A 19159-nucleotide genomic window follows, 5' to 3' on the forward strand; every position below is an offset into this window, starting at 1 on the left:
TATAATTTTTGATGTAAGATAAAAAGGATAATAAACATGTCAAATGTACAAAATATGTCTCTTGAAGACATTATGGGAGATCGTTTTGGGCGATATTCCAAATATATTATTCAAGAGCGGGCTTTGCCAGACATTCGTGATGGCTTGAAGCCTGTTCAACGCCGTATCCTTTATTCAATGAATAAAGACGGCAATACCTTTGATAAAGGTTTCCGTAAATCGGCGAAATCCGTCGGTAACGTTATGGGGAATTTCCACCCACACGGTGACTCTTCAATTTATAACGCCATGGTGCGTATGAGTCAAGATTGGAAGAATCGTGCGACTTTAATTGAAATGCACGGTAACAACGGTTCTATGGACGGTGACCCACCAGCTGCCATGCGTTATACCGAAGCACGCTTGTCAGAAATTGCGGGTTATTTACTCCATGATATTGACAAAGATACGGTTCCTTTTGCTTGGAACTTTGATGATACCGAAAAAGAACCAACGGTTTTACCTGCGGCTTTTCCAAATTTATTGGTAAATGGTGCGACAGGGATTTCAGCAGGTTATGCAACGGATATTCCGCCACATAATTTAGCAGAAGTGATTGATGCGGTTGTTTACCTCATTGATCATCCTAATGCTAAATTGGATAAATTAATGGCATTCTTGCCTGGACCAGATTTTCCTACTGGTGCGATTATTCAAGGTAAAGATGGTATTCGTAAAGCTTATGAGACTGGTAAAGGTCGTGTTGTGGTTCGCTCACGCACAGACATTGAAAGTCTCAAAGGTGGTAAAAAACAGATTGTCGTTACAGAAATTCCTTATGAAGTTAATAAAGCGGTACTTGTTAAGAAAATCGATGATGTTCGTGTGAATAATAAAGTGCCTGGTATCGCGGAAGTTCGTGATGAATCCGACCGTGATGGTCTGCGTATTGCTATTGAGCTTAAAAAAGATGCTGACGAACAAACTGTTCTCAACTATCTTTTGAAATACACAGATTTGCAGGTGAATTACAATTTCAACATGGTTGCCATTGATAACTACACACCACGTCAGGTTGGTATCATTCCAATGTTGACAAGTTATATTGCGCACCGTAAAGAAATTATCGTTGCTCGTTCGAAATTTGATAAAGAAAAAGCTGAAAAACGCCTTCATATCGTGGAAGGTTTGATTCGTGTGATTTCGATTCTTGACGATGTTATCGCGCTTATTCGTGCGTCTGAAAATAAAGCTGATGCTAAAGAAAATTTGAAAGTTAGCTATGAATTCTCGGAAGAACAAGCCGAAGCAATCGTCACATTGCAATTGTACCGTTTGACAAATACTGATATTGTAACGCTTGAAAATGAAGAAGCAGAGCTTCGTGAACGTATTACAATGCTTAAAGCCATTATCGGCGATGAACGTACCATGTACAATGTCATGAAACGTGAATTGCGTGAAGTTAAGAAAAAATTTGCTACACCACGTTTGACAGAATTGCAAGCTGAAGCTGAAACAATTGAAATTGATGTAGCAAGCTTGATTGTTGAGGAAGATACCTTTGTTAGCGTAACGAAAGGCGGTTATATCAAACGTACCAGCCCACGTTCTTACAACGCTTCGACAGTTGAAGAAATTGGAAAACGTGATGATGATGAGCTGATTTTCGTAGCACAAGCTAAGACAACACAGCACTTGCTGATTTTCACAAATCTTGGTAATGTCATTTACCGTCCAATCCATGAATTGACTGATATTCGTTGGAAAGATATCGGTGAACACTTGTCGCAAACCATTACCAACTTTGCGACAGATGAATACGTTTTGTATGCTGAAATTGTTGATGATTTCGGTTCACAAACCTACTTTGCTGCAACAAAACTTGGACAAATCAAACGCTTTGAACGCAAGGAATTCACACCTTGGCGCACTTACAAATCAAAATCAGTTAAATATGCTAAGTTAAAAAATGCTGATGATAGTGTCGTTACCATCTCACCAATTGCGTTAGACGACGTAATGATTGTGACACACAACGGTTACGCACTGCATTTCAATATCGAAGAAGTGCCAGTCGTTGGCGCAAAAGCAGCAGGGGTCAAGGCAATCAACCTTAAAGACGATGATTTCGTAGCCTCAGCCTTTGTTGCCAATACAGATAGTTTCTTTATCTTAACACAACGTGGTAGCCTTAAACGTATGGCGACAGAGCTTATTCCAGCTACAAGCCGTGCAAATCGTGGTTTGCAAGTCTTACGCGAACTCAAATCAAAACCACATCGTGTCTTTATGGCTGGACCAGTTCATACTTCTAATGACGTGCAAAACCTTGATTTATTCACTATTAGCACAGTAGATTCTGATGATGTTGAAACATTAGAGGTTCATTCGAATAAAGGTACTGTTTACCAAGCCATTTTAGAAGATTTAAACCTTTCTGAACGTACAAGTAACGGTTCATTTATCTCAGATAAAATTTCTGATGAAGGTGTCTTTAACGCACGAATCAAATAAATTCATAAGTCGGGGAAAAGGCTCCGATTTATTTTTAAAACTAAATTTTCAGAATTTTATGAAAAACTACTTGAAAAAAGATTTAAAAAGCGTACAATAAGATAAAAACAAAGAAAGAGGATTTAACATGACAGTAGATTTAGACTGGGAAAACCTAGGATTTGCCTATCATAAATTACCATTTCGATATATTTCATATTATAAAGACGGTCAGTGGGATGACGGACAATTAACAGAAGATGCAACGCTTCATATTTCAGAAGCGTCTCCAGCTTTGCATTATGGTCAACAAGCGTTTGAAGGCTTGAAAGCTTATCGCACAAAAGATGGCTCTGTTCAATTATTCCGCCCAAATATGAATGCAGAACGTTTGCAACGCACAGCAGACCGCCTTCTTATGCCACAAGTGCCAACTGAAAAATTCATTGATGCCGCTAAGCAAGTTGTGCGCGCCAATGAAGAATTCGTCCCACCATATGGTACAGGTGCAACTCTTTATCTACGTCCTCTTTTGATTGGTGTTGGTGATATGATTGGTGTTCACCCAGCTGATGCATACATTTTCACTATTTTTGCCATGCCAGTTGGAAATTACTTCAAAGGTGGCTTAGTGCCAACAAACTTCTTGATTCAAGATGAATATGACCGTGCTGCACCAAATGGTACAGGTGCCGCAAAAGTTGGTGGTAACTACGCAGCAAGCCTTCTTCCAGGGAAAGTGGCGCACGACCGCAAGTTTTCTGACGTTATTTATCTTGACCCAGCCACTCATACCAAAATTGAAGAAGTCGGTTCGGCAAACTTCTTCGGTATTACAGCGGATAGTGAATTTATCACACCGCTTAGTCCATCTATTTTGCCATCTATCACAAAATATTCGCTTCTTTATTTGGCAGAGCACCGCTTTGGCATGAAAGCTATCCAAGGTGACGTAAAACTTGATGAATTGGATAAATTCGTTGAAGCTGGTGCTTGTGGTACAGCAGCCGTTATTTCACCAATCGGTGGTGTTCAACATGGAGATGACTTCCATGTCTTTTATAGCGAAACAGAAGTAGGTCCTGTAACCCGTAAACTTTATGACGAGCTTGTTGGTATCCAGTTTGGTGATATTGAAGCTCCAGAAGGTTGGATTTACAAAGTTGACTAAAAAATGAAAGCTTGCTCTTGCAAGCTTTTTCATTTTCATGTAAAATGGGTAAAGTGAGGTGAAAGAATGAGCAAAAAAGATAAGAAAATCGAAATTCAACTAGCTGATGCTAAGGTTGAAATCAATAACGCCAAAGTTGAAGGCTACACTTTGACAGCTGGTAAAAAAATCATTGGTGAAATCGCTGAATTAGATGGTAAGTTTGCAATTGTCAAGAATGGAGAAGTCGGAGCCTTCTTCAAGACATTAGAACAAACGATTGAAAGTATTATTGAAAATTACAATCTTAATCGCTAAAAAAAGCCGAAAAGTACTTGCAAGAGGACAAAAACTATGTTAGAATAGTTTTTGTTGTAACGGAAGGGTAGCGAAGAGGCTAAACGCGGCGGACTGTAAATCCGCTCCTTCGGGTTCGGGGGTTCGAATCCCTCCCCTTCCATTCTAAGAAAAGTCTTAGGTTGTACATTATTTTTGGGGTATAGCCAAGCGGTAAGGCAAGGGACTTTGACTCCCTCATGCGTTGGTTCGAATCCAGCTACCCCAGTCAAAGGTATCAAGTTTCGGCTTGACACCGTCAAAGATAAAAGTTGTTGTCGTTGCGGGTTACCTTGAGAAATATTATTGTTGTCAAAAGTTAGCACTAGCTAGCTTTTGTTGGAGGATTTTTTAGAATGAATGAATTTGAAGATTTGCTAAACAGTGTTAGCGAAGTAAACCCTGGTGATGTGGTCACTGCGGAAGTTTTAACTGTTGATAATGATCAAGCAAACGTTGTTATCGAAGGGACAGGTGTTGAAGGTGTCCTTACACTTCGTGAATTGACTAACGATCGTGATGCTGACATTAATGACTTTGTTAAAACTGGCGACACAGTTGAAGTTCTTGTTCTTCGTCAAGTTGTAGGTAAAGATACTGATACAGTTACTTTCCTTGTCTCTAAAAAACGCTTGGAAGCTCGCAAAGCTTGGGATAAACTTGTTGGTCGTGAAGGTGAAGTTGTTACTGTTAAAGGTACACGTGCTGTTAAAGGTGGTCTTTCAGTTGAATTTGAAGGACTTCGCGGATTTATCCCAGCTTCAATGATTGATACTCGTTTTGTACGTAATACCGAAAAATTTGTTGGTCAAGAGTTCGAAGCTAAAATTAAAGAAGTTGTTCCAGCTGAAAACCGCTTCATCCTTTCACGTCGTGAAGTTGTTGAAGAAAAAGCTGCTGCTGCTCGTAACGAAGTATTCTCTAATCTTGAAGAGGGTGCAATTGTTAAGGGTAAAGTTGCTCGCTTGACAAGTTTTGGTGCTTTCATCGACCTTGGTGGTGTTGACGGACTTGTTCACGTGACTGAGTTGTCTCACGAACGTAACGTGTCACCTAAATCAGTTGTTTCTGTTGGTGAAGAAGTTGAAGTTAAAGTTCTTTCAATCGACGAAGAAGCAGGTCGTGTATCACTTTCACTTAAAGCTACTACACCTGGACCATGGGATGGTGTAGAACAAAAACTTACTACTGGTGATGTTGTTGAAGGTAAAGTTAAACGTTTGACTGACTTTGGTGCTTTCGTTGAGGTATTACCTGGTATCGATGGACTTGTTCATATCTCACAAATTTCACACAAGCGTGTTGAAAATCCAAAAGATGTCCTTTCAGTAGGTCAAGAAGTTAATGTAAAAGTTCTTGACGTTAACGCAGCTGCAGAACGTGTATCACTTTCTATCAAAGCTCTTGAAGAACGTCCAGCACAAGCTGAAAACGAAGAAAAACGTCAATCTCGTCCACGTCGTCCAAAACGTGAAGCTAAACGTGATTACGAACTTCCAGAAACTCAAACTGGATTCTCAATGGCTGACTTGTTTGGCGATATTGAATTATAATAATAAATTAGAAAAGACTTGTTTAATAGGTCTTTTCTTTTTACTTTGATGTGGTATAATATAATAAGTTGCCACTCTTAGTGTAATGGATATCACGCAAGATTCCGGTTCTTGAAATAGGGGTTCGATTCCCTTAGGGTGGAGAGTTATAGTATACTTAAAAAGCCTTGAAATCAAGGCTTTTTAAGTATACAAATGTATTTATTTGGAAGATTTTTAGACTTATTTAAAGGCATTTTCCGAAAAAATATTAGAGTACTGTTGTTATAATTTTTATGTGTGAATTGGTCATAATTTTTTTGATTAACTATTATTTTGATTGTGAGATTTTATAGTTTGATTTTCTATATAATAAAAAGTCTGAGAAAACATCTCAGACTTTTTATTATACTAGTGCTACTTTAGAATGATTTGAGCAACAATTGGACTAATAATAACATATACGATTCCAGTCACACCAATGGCGAGACCAGCCATTGCACCTTCGACATGACCATATTTTAAGGCGGTCCCTGTTCCGATAGCGTGTCCTGTACCACCTAGGCTTAACCCAATCGCTACAGGGTCATCGATTTTTAAAAGTTTTAGAAAAACTGGACCAAGAACACTAGTTAAAATTCCAGTAATGACAACAACGACAAGGGTAACTGTTGTAATTCCACCCATTTTGTCGATAATTCCAACTGCCATAGCAGTTGTTACAGATTTTGGAAATAAAGAAACAGCTAAGAGGTATTTAATTCCAAAAGCTTTAGCGATAAGTGCTGTGAATGTAGTGTTAACAATACAAGCGATTAAAATGCCTGATAGAATGCTTCTGATGTGATGTTTCATTAGGTGGAATGACCGATAAAGCGGTATTCCAAGTGCGACAGTTGAAGGAACGATAAGCATGTTGAGGTAGCTACCTCCAACGTAATAGTCGGTATACGAAATATTACTTATTTTTAGAAAGGTGATAATGAAAAAAGTCGCTAGAAGTAATGGTGTTGTAATTGGATGTGGAAAACGTCTAAAAATTAGCATTCCCATTAAATATGCAAGAATCGACACCATTATACCAAAGATTGGACTTGTAATAACCTCATTCATGACGGACTCCTTTATCGACGTAATCTCCTTCAAAATGTTTTTTGATCAATTGCACAACAAAACCGATAACGGCAACATTTAGGAAAATAGCACCTAAAATAATGATAGTGATAGGAAGTAAATAATTCTTAATATCGTTAAATTTTTCCATAATTCCGACAGCTGCGGGCAAAAAAAGAATGGTCATATTATTCAATAAAAAATTTCCGACAACGTCGATGTGTCTAAGGCGGATAAGTTTAAATTCGAGCGCAAGAAAAAGTAGCACTAGCCCAATAATGCTACCAGGAACGGGTAAATGCAACAAATTTGAAATTGCCTCTCCAATGAATGAAAAGACCAGAATAATCATAAATTGAACGTATAACTTCATTAGTAAACTCCTTCGTTATAAGTCTACTACTATGTTGGAATTTTTCAAGGTTATTGAAACGTTTACATGAAATTTTCATGTAAATATGATGAATGTTATTGTGCTAGCAAAAGTAATCTGAAGCTAATTTAGAAATAAAAGTAGGGCAACTCAAATCACCCTAACCTTGAATTTAATGTAAAATTATTTTGATAAGATCGCCACCAAAAATCCAAATATAACTATACGAAAGAATGGAGATTGGTTTTGTGAGCATGATAATTAAAATAAAACGCTTTAGAGAAATACGTGTCAGTCCAGTAATCATCACCAATACATCAGCAGGAGATATCGGTGACAACATACAAAGGATAAAAAATGTCTCAAATCCCTTTGTTTCAAGTCTTGCTTCGTATTTGTAAAAAGTTTTTTCATTAACAAATAGCAAAATAAATTTTCTTCCATAGATACGGACGAGCAAGAAGAGGATAATACTTCCAATGATAATTCCAAGATAATTGTACAAAAAACCGAGCCAAGGATCGAAAATAAGGAAGCCAGCTACGGTTGTTACACCACCAGGAATAATTGGGAAAACAACTTGAAAAATTTGAACTAAAACAAAAATTAACGGTCCCCAGAATTGGTGACGGTGGACAAAATCTTTCAAGGCGTTGCTATCATTTAAAATCCCTAATCGGTAAAACCAAACCACTAAAGCTAAAGTACCAATCAAGGCTAAAATTCCTAAAAACTGGATTAGTCGCTGAAAAAACACATAGCGCTTAGATATTTTCGTTTTCATAATTTTATCATATCATAAGTGATGTTTTTTTGCTATTTTAAACTTTATCTGTTATAATAGTCGAAGTGGTTTTCCGCTATTTATAATATCTGGGGTCGTTACGGATTCGACAGGCATTATGAGGTACATTTTGCGACTCATCGGCAGATGTAAAATTGCCAGTTAAATATAACTGCAAAAAATACAAATTCTTACGCTGTAGCTGCCTAAAAACCAGCTCGCGTGATCTCTACAGAATTGCTTGTGTTTTGCTAGAGGTTTCATTGATTAACAAGCTACATTTGGTTATTGTCTAGCTGACCAAAAAGAGATTAATAGACTCGCTTAATCTAGGTTTGAGTTATGTATCGAGCTTAAGTTAAATAAAAAACATAACCTATGGTTGTAGACAAATGTATTGGCAGGTGTTTGGACGTGGGTTCGACTCCCACCGGCTCCATCAAAGCTTTTCATAGTTTAGTAAAGTTTTCCAAAACGTTGATATATCAACGTTTTTTATTTTTGTGTTTTGCCTAGTTTTGCTTTTCACCCAGATACAAAAACAGACCAAATTGGTCTGTTCAGACTGGCTGATATTTCTATTGAATGTTTAGCTTGTTTTTCAATAGATAGTTAGTCGAAAAGTAAAATACAATTCCTTCGATAAGACATTCAATCCCAGAATAAATAAAAAGATTAATACTAATATCAAATGTGTCTTTTGTGAGTTGACCACTAATCGTTTCAGATAAAATAATGACTATAATAGCAATAGTAAAGTAAGCAACAAAACTCATGAGCACGCGTCTATCTGTAAATAATTGTCCAACAGCAATAGAAAGATAAATCATTAAAATACCTGAAAGACTTGATAGAATGAAACAAATGAAAATAATTAGCCATTCAGTTGGTGTAAAAAGAGATGCAAAGTAAGGAAGAGCCATTAAAAATTTTCCTACACCAGAGATTGGTAAAATGAGAAATGTAATTCCAATTGCTAAAATAATTGCATTGAACACAGTCCATATAAGAGAAGCAAGGAGTTTTGATAAGATAAGTTGATGAGATGAAACAGGTAATGTTAGTGTCAGATACCCTTCGCGCCCAAAGACGTTTTTATAAAATCGGCGAATAATAATGACAAAGGTTGCAATCCAAGCGCCGGCAACTAGAATACCAAAGATTAAACTTAGAATAATTGGGATAAGTTGAGTGAAGTGTGTTGAACTGATTTCAGAACGAGTCTGAGCATATGTTTCAAGAGATTTTATACTAAAGCCAAGAAAAAACGAAATGGCAATGACTGAGGCATTGAGAGCAAAGTACCATTTGCCAACAGATTTTAGCTCATATTTTAAAAGTTTTGAAAACATAATTTCCCCCTAAGCTTTATATTTTTCACGAAAGAGTGAGTCGATTGATTTACTATATTCTTCACGAATATCATCGGTATTTCCTTGTAAAATAACTTTTCCTTCTTTGAGGAAAACGATTTCATCAAGGATTGGTTCGATTTCAGCAATTAGATGTGTTGAGATAATCACTGAAGCATCTTCACGATAATTATTAATAATTGTGCGTAGGATGTATTCTCGAGCTGCTGGATCAACACCACCAATTGGTTCATCAAGAATGTAGAGCTTAGCTTGCCGGCTCATAACTAAAATAAGTTGAACTTTTTCTTTGTTTCCTTTAGATAGATTTTTGAGTTGTTCATTGGGATTAAGATCTAAATCGTCTAAGAGATGTTCAGCTTGTTCACGCGAGAAATCGGTATAAAAATCCTCGAATAATGTTAAGGTATCCTTGATTTTCATATTTTCTCTCAAATAAGAGGTATCAGGTAAATATGAAACAATTTTTTTCGTTTCCACGGAAGGGCGATAACCGTCAATGACAATGTCTCCAGTGGTTGGCTGAAGAAGGCCATTTATTAATTTGATGAGTGTTGTTTTCCCACTACCGTTTGGACCTAGTAAACCAATAATTTTACCCGTAGGAAGGTTGAGTGTAATATCGTCAATAGCCACATGCTTTTTGTATTTTTTGGTAACATGATGCAGTTGAAGCAGTTGTGTCATCCTAATTCTTCTCCTTAATATAAGATTCTAATACTGATGTGATGTCGTTGATTTGAAAACCCATTTTTTGCATATTATTAACAAAAGATTCGAGTTCAGCCTCAGCAACTTCGCGACGTTTTTGCATAATAAGATCTGTATCTTCTGTTACAAAACGCCCTGATGTTCGTTGAGAGTAAACCATACCTTCTCGCTCGAGTTCTGAAAAAGCACGTTGCATGGTGTTAGGATTGACACCAGCTTCTTCAGCAAGTTCACGGACAGTTGGAAGTTGGTCACCATTTTTTATTTCTTGACTGATAATTTGCATTTTAATATGCTGTGCAATTTGAACATAAATAGGTGATTTTTCATCAAATTTCCAGGACATACCATACCCCTTTCTATTAATTTTCAAAGAAGTCTTGTACTATATAAATAGTACAGAAATAAATTTGAAAAGTCAAGGAAACTATCATCTTTATTTCCTATTTATATTAAAAACTAAATTAAATATTATTTTAGTGTATAATGGAACTAAGTTAATTAACCCGAAAGGAGCATTTTTATGTTTGCCCAGTTAGACACGAAAACTGTCTATTCTTTTATGGATAGCTTGATTGACTTAGAGGGGTATGTTAAAGCGGCTAAATCTTTAGGTTATCAAACAGTTGGAATTATGGACAAGGATAATCTTTACGCAGCTTTTCATTTTATTGAAGAGGCTAAAAAACAATCCTTGCAGCCTGTTGTTGGGTTAGAGTTATCTTTTGCCGTTGAGGAGACACTATCGTTAAAACTCTACCTACTTGCGCAAGATACAACCGGTTATAAAAATTTGATGAAGATTTCGAGTAAACAGATGTCTTCAGGCATTCAGCTAGGCGAACTCTTTAATTATTTAACTGGTGTAGCCATAGTAGTGCCTTATTTCGAGGAATTAGAGGCATTGTCGCTTCCTTTTGATTACTACATTGGGGTTGATGTTAATTCGCCTCAAAAAGCATATGAAAAGCCAATTTTTCCACTTTATACGGTTCGTTATTTTGAAACTAATGAGGTGGAAGCTCTTCACATGCTACACGCTATTCGTGATAATATTAGCTTAAAAGATGCGCCGCCTGCACCTCAAGGACAAAATCTGTTAGCTTGTGATATTTTGACACAAGCGTTTAGAGAGACATTTCCGCAAGCGTTAGAAAATCAGGAAAAGCTTATATCAAACATTCATTATGAGTTTGACACAGATTTAAAATTGCCAAGATTTAATCGTCAAAAGCTAGCACAGGAAGAATTGATTGAACGAACAGAAGCGGGATTGCGAGCTAAAAATTTGTGGCTGCCAGCTTATCAGGAGCGTTTAGAGAAAGAACTATCAATCATCCATAAAATGGGCTTCGATGATTATTTCTTAATTGTCTGGGACTTGTTGCGTTTTGGTCGAAGTCATGGTTATTATATGGGAATGGGACGTGGTTCAGCTGCAGGGAGCTTGGTTTCTTACGCCCTTGATATTACGGGGATTGACCCAGTCAAAAATAACTTACTTTTTGAACGTTTCTTAAATGAAGAACGTTATAGCATGCCAGATATTGATATTGACTTACCAGATGTGTATCGTAGCGAGTTTCTTCATTATGTACGTGACCGTTACGGAAGTTTACATTCAGCGCAGATTGTGACGTTTTCAACCTTTGGAGCAAAACAAGCCATTCGTGATGTTTTTAAACGGTTTGGAGCTCCTGAACATGAGTTGACAAATATCACGAAAAAAATCAGTTTCAGAGATACTTTAACATCGGTTTACGACAAAAATCTTTCTTTTCGTCAGATTATTAATTCCAAAATTGAATACCAAAAAGCATTTGCAATTGCAAAACGTATTGAAGGCAATCCACGTCAGACCTCTATCCACGCGGCAGGGGTTGTTATGAGCGATGATAATTTAACAGAACACATTCCGTTAAAAGCTGGCGAAGACATGATGATTACCCAGTATGATGCTCAAGCGGTTGAGGCAAACGGTCTTTTGAAAATGGACTTTCTTGGCTTGCGTAATTTGACATTTGTTCAACGTATGCAAGAAAAAGTTGCTAAAGACTACGGAGTTACTATTGACATTAAATCAATAGATTTAGAGGATAAAAAGACTTTAGGATTATTTGCGGCTGGAAAGACTAAGGGAATCTTCCAGTTTGAACAGGCTGGAGCAATTAATCTTTTGAAACGTATTCAACCATGCCGATTTGAAGATATTGTTGCAACAACTAGTTTAAACCGACCAGGTGCTAGTGATTATACTGAGAACTTCATTAAACGTCGTTTTGGGCAAGAAGAAGTGGATTTGATTGATCCATTAGTAGCATCGATTTTAGAACCAACCTACGGTATCATGCTTTATCAAGAGCAGGTCATGCAAATTGCTCAAATTTATGCAGGCTTTACCCTTGGAAAAGCGGATTTGTTACGCCGTGCCATGTCTAAGAAAAAGGTTGATGATATGCAAAAAATGGAAAGTGATTTCTTAGAAGGAGCGCAACAATTAGGGCGTCCGCTTGAAGCGGCAAAGGATTTATTTAGCCGTATGGCAAAGTTTGCTGGATATGGTTTTAATAGAAGCCACGCTTTTGCCTATTCAGCTTTAGCTTTTCAACTTGCTTATTTTAAGGCCCATTATCCTGCTGTTTTTTACGATATCATGTTGAATTATTCTAGCGCTGACTATATTACAGATGCTCTAGATTCACAATTTAAAGTTAAAAAAATCGATATCAATACCGTTCCTTACAACAATAAAATTTCAGATGGATACATTTACCTTGGTTTAAAAAATCTAAGAGGTGTTCCACGTGATTTATGCTACTGGATTATCGAAAATCGCCCGTTTAATAGCATTGAGGATTTCTTAACACGATTGCCAGAGAATTATCAAAAAATGGATATGATTACACCTTTGGTAGAAGTTGGTGCCTTTGACAAATTTGACAGAAATCGCCGAAAAATCATTGAAAACCTAGAGCCCCTTTTTATCTTTGTCAATGAGCTTGGTAGTCTATTTGCGGATACATCTTATAGTTGGATTGAGACCGAAGATTATCCAAATGCTGAAAAATACCGTTTAGAGCAGAGTTTGTTAGGCGTAGGAATTAGCCCACATCCACTATTAGAAATCGCAAGACAATCCACAAAAGGTTTTACAGCACTAGCAGATTTGCAAGAAAACACCGAAGCAACCATCTTGGTAGAACTTAATCAGATTCGTGTCATCAGGACAAAAACGAAAGGTGAGCAAATGGCATTTTTGAGTGTTACAGATACTCAGAAAAAATTCGATGTTACTTTGTTTCCAGAAACCTTTGTGCGTTTCAAAGATAAGCTTCAAGAAGGAAGATTTTATTATTTTACTGGAAAAATTCAGAATCGAAATAACCACTTGCAGATGATTTTAAATCACATTCAAGAGGCAAGTAGTGAACGATTATGGCTCTTACTTCCAAATCATCTCCACGATAATGAGATTTCTGAGATATTATCACAATATCCTGGAAACATTCCAGTGATTTTACACTATCAAGATAGTAAGCAAACATTGCAAAGTCAAAGACATCTGGTTCAAAGGACAACTGAGCTTATTGAAGCATTATCAAGCTATACTTTGAAAACGATTTATCAATAAAAATTAAATAAAGTGAAGCTTTTTACAAAGTAATGTGCTATAATAAGAACGTTAGATTAATAGAAGGAGTATTAGCAAAATGAAACGTATTGCTGTTTTAACTAGTGGCGGCGACGCTCCTGGTATGAATGCTGCTGTTCGTGCAGTTGTTCGTAAAGCAATTAAAGAAGGAATGGAAGTTTTCGGAATCAACCGTGGCTATGCTGGTATGGTTGAAGGCGATATCTTCCCATTGGATGCTCAAAGTGTGTCAAATACCTTGTCACATGGTGGGACATTCCTTCAATCTGCTCGTTATCCTGAGTTTGCAACTCTTGAAGGACAATTAGCAGGTATCGAACAACTTAAAAAACACGGTATTGAAGGTGTCGTTGTTATCGGTGGTGATGGTTCTTATCATGGTGCTATGCGCTTGACTGAACATGGTTTTCCAGCTGTCGGTATTCCAGGTACAATTGATAACGATATCGCTGGTACAGATTATACTATTGGCTTTGACACAGCTGTTAACACAGCTATGGAAGCTCTTGATAAAATCCGTGATACATCATTCAGTCACAAACGTACTTTCGTTGTCGAAGTAATGGGACGTAACGCTGGTGATATCGCTCTTTGGTCTGGTATTGCTGCAGGTGCTGACCAAATCATCATCCCTGAAGAAAAATACGACATTAAAGACGTTGTTGCAAAAGTTAAAGATGGTTATGAAAACAAAGGTAAAGAACGTCACCTTATCGTTCTTGCTGAAGGTGTTATGCATGCCGAAAAATTCGCTGAATTGATGAAAGAAGCTGGAGATACTAGTGACCTTCGTGCTACAAACCTTGGTCACATCCTTCGTGGTGGTGCTCCATCACCTCGTGATCGTGTTCTTGCTTCTTGGATGGGGGCACACGCCGTTGAACTTCTTCTTGAAGGACGCGGTGGACTTGCTGTTGGTATCCACAACGAAGAATTGGTAGAAAGCCCAATCCTTGGAACAAAAGAAGAAGGTGCTTTGTTCTCATTGGCAGAAGATGGAAGCATTATTGTCAACATGCCTCACAAAGCACGCCTTGACTTTGCTAAATTAAACCGTGACATTGCTCACTTATAGTATTGTATTTATAGATTAAAAATTATTATTGTTATTAAAAGTCGTTAAATCGACGAAAAATAAAGGGAGTTTCATATTATCATGAATAAACGCGTAAAAATCGTTGCAACACTTGGTCCTGCGGTAGAACTCCGCGGTGGTAAAAAATTCGGCGAAGCTGGATATTGGGGTGAAAGCCTTGATGTTGAAGCATCAGCTCAAAAAATCGCTGAATTGATTAAAGAAGGTGCGAACGTCTTCCGTTTCAACTTCTCACACGGTGACCACGCAGAACAAGGTGACCGTATGGCAACTGTACGTCGTGCAGAAGAAATTGCTGGTCAAAAAGTTGGTTTCCTTCTTGACACTAAAGGTCCAGAAATCCGTACTGAACTTTTTGAAGGTGACGCTAAAGAGTATTCATACAAAACTGGTGAAAAAATCCGTGTTGCTACTAAACAAGGTATCAAATCAACTCGTGAAGTTATTGCATTGAACGTTGCTGGCGCTCTTGACATCTACGATGATGTTGAAGTTGGTAAACAAGTTCTTGTTGATGATGGTAAACTTGGTCTTCGTGTTATTGCTAAAGATGATGCAACTCGTGAATTCGAAGTTGAAGTTGAAAACGATGGTGTCATCGCTAAGCAAAAAGGTGTAAACATTCCTTACACTAAAATCCCATTCCCAGCTCTTGCTGATCGTGACAACGCTGATATCCGTTTCGGTCTTGAACAAGGTCTTAACTTTATCGCTATCTCATTCGTACGTACTGCAAAAGACGTTAACGAAGTTCGTGCTATCTGTGAAGAAACTGGTAACGGACACGTTCGTTTGTTTGCTAAAATCGAAAACCAACAAGGTATTGACAACATTGATGAAATCATCGAAGCTGCTGACGGTATCATGATTGCTCGTGGTGATATGGGTATTGAAGTACCATTCGAAATGGTTCCAGTTTACCAAAAAATGATTATCACTAAAGTTAATGCAGCTGGTAAAGCAGTTATCACAGCAACTAACATGCTTGAATCAATGACTGACAAACCACGTGCTACTCGTTCTGAAGTATCTGACGTATTCAACGCTGTTATCGATGGTACTGATGCAACTATGCTTTCAGGTGAATCTGCAAATGGTAAATACCCAGTTGAAGCTGTTCGTGCAATGGCTACAATCGATAAAAATGCTCAAACTCTTCTTAACGAATACGGACGTCTTGATTCAACATCATTCGCTCGTACTTCTAAAACAGAAGTTGTGGCTTCAGCAGTTAAAGATGCAACAAGCTCAATGGATATTAAACTTGTCGTAGCTCTTACTGAATCTGGTAATACTGCTCGTCTTATCTCTAAATACCGTCCAGATGCTGACATCTTGGCTGTAACATTTGACGAAAAAACTCAAAAATCACTTATGATTAACTGGGGTGTTATTCCGGTTGTAACTGAAAAACCTGCATCAACTGATGACATGTTTGAAGTTGCTGAAAAAGCTGCCCTTGAATCAGGATTAGTTCAATCAGGTGATAACATCGTTATCGTCGCTGGTGTTCCAGTTGGTTCAGGTGGTACAAACACAATGCGTATCCGCACTGTAAAATAATTAAATAATGGAAAAGCCTATCATATCAAGCTTTATCGCGTGTGATAGGGCTTTTTTTATGTTGTGGGGCATTTTTGTGGCATACTACAGACATAATTCATCTATTACATCAACAATTTTATCTTTCATCTTGTTTGTGGGGTGCAAAATCTTTCTTTGTATTGAAGTCTATTTGATTTTGAAAGTAAGTATCCATATCTTTCCAATCTAATCTGAAAATTTTTCTTTTTTCTAAATTATTTCACTTACTCTATATAGGCTGTTATGTTTACGTGTTAGCGGTTTTTTCTTGATTTTCGGATGAAATGACCTACTTTTTTTATACAATGAAAAATGATATAATAGAACAAAGAATAGGAGAAATTATGGTAAAGCGCGATTTTATTCGAAATATTATTATAGCTTTGATAGCTATTTTGGCGATATTCTTGCTGAGGATTTTTGTTTTTTCAACATTTAAAGTTCATGAGGATGCGGCTAATTCGTATTTGTCGAATGGGGATGTTGTAGTTGTCAATCGTAATCGGACTCCTCAATACAAGGATTTTATTGTTTATGAAGTTGATGGTACTTTTTATATTAGTCGTGTTATTGCGACTGCTGGTGAAAGTGCGACAGTTATGGACGATATCCTGTATATTGATAACGAAGTTCAAGAAGAGCCATACATTAGCCAAATTAAGTCTGAATATCTATCGACATCGGATAATCAACAAGCCTTTACATCTGATTTTTCCGTTAATACTATCACGAATAATAAATATAGCGAAGTGCCTAAGGGAAGTTATCTGGTATTAAACGATGATCGTCAGAATACAAATGATAGTCGTACGTTTGGTCTGATTAAAGAAAGTCAGATACGCGGTGTCGTTACGTTTAAACTATTACCACTGAGTAAATTTGGCTTCATCACAACAGAGTAGCAGTAGCTGCTCTGTTTTTTATGAGATATACCAATCGATAATCGGTATATATAAAACTATACCAATTTAATTGTTGACAATATAAAAACAAAGTTATATACTGATATTGTTGGGTTTTATAGAGTCTTCATTAGACTATACCAATTTAAAAAATAAGAAAGAATTAGCAAGTAAAGTCTTGTTAAAGGTGAGAATTATGTGTGGTATTGTTGGTGTTGTAGGAAATAAAAATGCAACAGACATTTTGATGCAAGGTCTTGAAAAGCTCGAATATCGTGGTTATGATTCTGCTGGAATTTACGTGACTAATGGTACAGATCAAGGACGTTTGATTAAATCTGTTGGACGCATTTCAGATCTTCGTGCTAAAATTGGCATTGATGTGGCAGGATATACAGGTATTGGTCACACACGTTGGGCAACTCATGGTCAAGCAACAGAGACAAATGCTCACCCACATACATCAGAAACAGGACGTTTTGTCTTGGTTCATAATGGTGTCATTGAAAACTATTTGCAAATTAAAGAAACATATCTTTCAGAACATCATTTGAAAGGTGAAACAGATACAGAAATTGTTGTTCATTTAGTTGGACAATTCGTTTCAGAAGGTTTATCAGTTCTTGAAGCTTTCAAGAAAGCTTTAACTATCATCGAAGGTTCATACGCTTTTGCACTTGTTGATTCAGAAGATGCAGATACGATTTATGTTGCTAAAAATAAATCCCCGCTTTTGATTGGTTTAGGTGATGGTTACAACATGGTATGTTCGGATGCGATGGCAATGATTCGTGAAACAAGTGAATTTATGGAAATTCATGATAAAGAATTGGTTGTCTTGACTAAAGATTCTGCGACAGTTACTGATTACGAAGGTAATGAAATTGAACGCGAATCATACATAGCTGAGCTTGATTTGTCAGATATTGGTAAAGGAACTTACCCTTACTATATGTTGAAAGAAATCGACGAACAACCAACTGTTATGCGTAAATTGATTAATAATTACTCAGATAGCGAAGGAAATATGGTTGTTGAACCTGATATTGTTAAGACAGTACAAGAGGCTGATCGTATTTATATCTTGGCAGCAGGAACTTCTTATAATGCTGGTTTTGCATCAAAAGCAATGCTTGAAAAATTGACAGATACGCCAGTTGAACTTGGAATTGCTTCAGAATGGGGCTACAATATGCCACTTTTGAGCAAGAAACCAATGTTTATCTTGCTTAGCCAATCAGGTGAAACGGCTGACAGTCGTCAAGTTTTGGTAAAAGCAAATCAAATGGGTATTCCAAGTTTGACAGTTACTAATGTTCCTTGCTCAACGTTATCACGTGAAGCAACTTATACAATGCTTTTACACGCTGGTCCTGAAATTGCCGTTGCATCAACTAAAGCTTACACAGCACAAATTGCTGCTTTAGCCTTTTTGGCTAAGGCTGTCGGTGAAGCAAACGGCAAAAAAGAAGCGCTTGAGTTTGACTTGGTACATGAATTATCTATCGTTGCACAATCTATCGAAGCAACGTTGTCAGAAAAAGATATGATTGCTGAAAAAGTGGAAGCACTGCTTAAAACAACTCGCAATGCTTTCTACATTGGTCGTGGCAATGATTACTATGTTGCGATGGAAGCAAGTTTGAAATTAAAAGAAATTTCTTACATTCAATGTGAAGGATTTGCTGCAGGAGAATTAAAACACGGTACAATTTCATTGATTGAAGATGGCACACCAGTTCTTGGTTTGATTTCATCAAGCGAAGCGATTGCTAGTCACACACGTGGTAATATTCAAGAGGTTTCTGCGCGTGGTGCAAATGTATTGACAGTCGTTGAAGAAGAATTGGCTAAACCAGGGGATGATATTGTTGTTAACCAAGTTCATCCATATTTAACAAGCATTTCAATGGTAATTCCAACACAACTCATTGCTTACTTTGCTTCTCTACAACGTGGTCTTGACGTTGATAAACCACGTAACTTGGCAAAAGCGGTTACTGTTGAATAATCTCTTGTCAAATAGTAATTTCTAGGGTAAAATGAGTAATGTAACTTTTTTGAAGTCGGAAATAAAA

15 protein-coding genes, 3 tRNA genes and 1 other RNA gene are annotated in these 19159 nt (G+C 37.2%); 13 read left to right on the forward strand and 6 right to left on the reverse strand.

Annotated features, from left to right (window positions below; translation table 11 throughout):
* Positions 1-36: 36 nt before the first annotated feature.
* The 7 genes from parC (at position 37) to E8M05_RS04960 (ending at position 5657) form a co-directional block, all read left to right on the forward strand.
* Positions 37-2496: a DNA topoisomerase IV subunit A gene (gene parC / locus E8M05_RS04930; protein WP_136596415.1), complete on the forward strand. Its 2460-nt coding sequence runs from the start codon at positions 37-39 to the stop codon at positions 2494-2496.
* A gap of 127 nt (positions 2497-2623) precedes the next feature.
* Positions 2624-3646: a branched-chain amino acid aminotransferase gene (locus E8M05_RS04935; protein WP_003064556.1), complete on the forward strand. Its 1023-nt coding sequence runs from the start codon at positions 2624-2626 to the stop codon at positions 3644-3646.
* A gap of 66 nt (positions 3647-3712) precedes the next feature.
* Entirely contained in the window at positions 3713-3943 is a 231-nt protein-coding gene (locus E8M05_RS04940; RefSeq protein WP_003064559.1) for a DUF2969 domain-containing protein, read from the forward strand.
* Positions 3944-4004: 61 nt separating this feature from the next.
* Positions 4005-4085 (forward strand) — tRNA-Tyr (locus tag E8M05_RS04945).
* Between the two features lie 33 nt (positions 4086-4118).
* Positions 4119-4190 (forward strand) — tRNA-Gln (locus E8M05_RS04950).
* A 127-nt stretch (positions 4191-4317) separates the two neighbouring features.
* Positions 4318-5514 (forward strand): 30S ribosomal protein S1, encoded by a 1197-nt coding sequence (gene rpsA, locus E8M05_RS04955; RefSeq protein WP_003064561.1) that lies wholly within the window; start codon positions 4318-4320, stop codon positions 5512-5514.
* Positions 5515-5585: 71 nt separating this feature from the next.
* Positions 5586-5657, forward strand: a tRNA-Arg gene (locus tag E8M05_RS04960).
* A gap of 253 nt (positions 5658-5910) precedes the next feature.
* Here E8M05_RS04960 and E8M05_RS04965 read toward each other — a convergent pair.
* The 3 genes from E8M05_RS04965 to E8M05_RS04975 all read right to left on the reverse strand — a co-directional run bounded on the left by E8M05_RS04965 (position 5911) and on the right by E8M05_RS04975 (position 7763).
* A complete protein-coding gene (locus E8M05_RS04965) occupies positions 5911-6606 on the reverse strand; it encodes an LrgB family protein (RefSeq protein ID WP_003064563.1) in 696 nt (231 codons plus the stop codon).
* The gene (locus E8M05_RS04970; protein ID WP_013851759.1) at positions 6599-6979 is read right to left on the reverse strand and encodes a CidA/LrgA family protein; all 381 of its coding nucleotides are present in this window, start codon (positions 6977-6979) and stop codon (positions 6599-6601) included. Before E8M05_RS04970 ends, E8M05_RS04965 begins: the two co-directional genes overlap by 8 nt.
* Positions 6980-7151: 172 nt before the next feature.
* Positions 7152-7763: a TVP38/TMEM64 family protein gene (locus tag E8M05_RS04975; RefSeq protein ID WP_003064566.1), complete on the reverse strand. Its 612-nt coding sequence runs from the start codon at positions 7761-7763 to the stop codon at positions 7152-7154.
* Between the two features lie 91 nt (positions 7764-7854).
* Between E8M05_RS04975 and ssrA the strand changes: the two genes are divergently transcribed.
* Positions 7855-8205: a transfer-messenger RNA gene (gene ssrA, locus E8M05_RS04980) on the forward strand.
* 136 nt (positions 8206-8341) lie between these two features.
* On the opposite strand, the gene E8M05_RS04985 is transcribed toward ssrA, so the two are convergent.
* The 3 genes from E8M05_RS04985 to E8M05_RS04995 are packed head-to-tail and all read right to left on the reverse strand — an operon-like array spanning position 8342 to position 10193.
* A complete protein-coding gene (locus tag E8M05_RS04985; protein ID WP_003064568.1) occupies positions 8342-9115 on the reverse strand; it encodes a hypothetical protein in 774 nt (257 codons plus the stop codon).
* Positions 9116-9124: 9 nt separating this feature from the next.
* The gene (locus E8M05_RS04990; protein ID WP_003064570.1) at positions 9125-9823 is read right to left on the reverse strand and encodes an ABC transporter ATP-binding protein; all 699 of its coding nucleotides are present in this window, start codon (positions 9821-9823) and stop codon (positions 9125-9127) included.
* Between the two features lies 1 nt (position 9824).
* Positions 9825-10193: a GntR family transcriptional regulator gene (locus E8M05_RS04995; RefSeq protein ID WP_003064572.1), complete on the reverse strand. Its 369-nt coding sequence runs from the start codon at positions 10191-10193 to the stop codon at positions 9825-9827.
* Positions 10194-10370: 177 nt separating this feature from the next.
* Between E8M05_RS04995 and E8M05_RS05000 the strand changes: the two genes are divergently transcribed.
* From E8M05_RS05000 to glmS, 5 genes are all read left to right on the forward strand, one after another.
* Positions 10371-13478 carry a DNA polymerase III subunit alpha gene (locus E8M05_RS05000; protein ID WP_136596416.1) on the forward strand — a complete coding sequence of 1036 codons (3108 nt, stop codon included), beginning with the start codon at positions 10371-10373 and terminating at the stop codon, positions 13476-13478.
* 79 nt (positions 13479-13557) lie between these two features.
* The gene (gene pfkA, locus E8M05_RS05005; RefSeq protein WP_003064575.1) at positions 13558-14574 is read left to right on the forward strand and encodes a 6-phosphofructokinase; all 1017 of its coding nucleotides are present in this window, start codon (positions 13558-13560) and stop codon (positions 14572-14574) included.
* 81 nt (positions 14575-14655) lie between these two features.
* A complete protein-coding gene (gene pyk / locus E8M05_RS05010; RefSeq protein ID WP_003064576.1) occupies positions 14656-16158 on the forward strand; it encodes a pyruvate kinase in 1503 nt (500 codons plus the stop codon).
* A 365-nt stretch (positions 16159-16523) separates the two neighbouring features.
* Positions 16524-17081 carry a signal peptidase I gene (gene lepB / locus E8M05_RS05015; protein ID WP_013851762.1) on the forward strand — a complete coding sequence of 186 codons (558 nt, stop codon included), beginning with the start codon at positions 16524-16526 and terminating at the stop codon, positions 17079-17081.
* A 196-nt stretch (positions 17082-17277) separates the two neighbouring features.
* Positions 17278-19092 (forward strand): glutamine--fructose-6-phosphate transaminase (isomerizing), encoded by a 1815-nt coding sequence (gene glmS / locus E8M05_RS05020; protein WP_136596417.1) that lies wholly within the window; start codon positions 17278-17280, stop codon positions 19090-19092.
* The last annotated feature ends 67 nt before the right edge of the window (positions 19093-19159 follow it).

Source organism: Streptococcus pasteurianus (assembly GCF_004843545.1).
GTDB lineage: Bacteria > Bacillota > Bacilli > Lactobacillales > Streptococcaceae > Streptococcus > Streptococcus pasteurianus.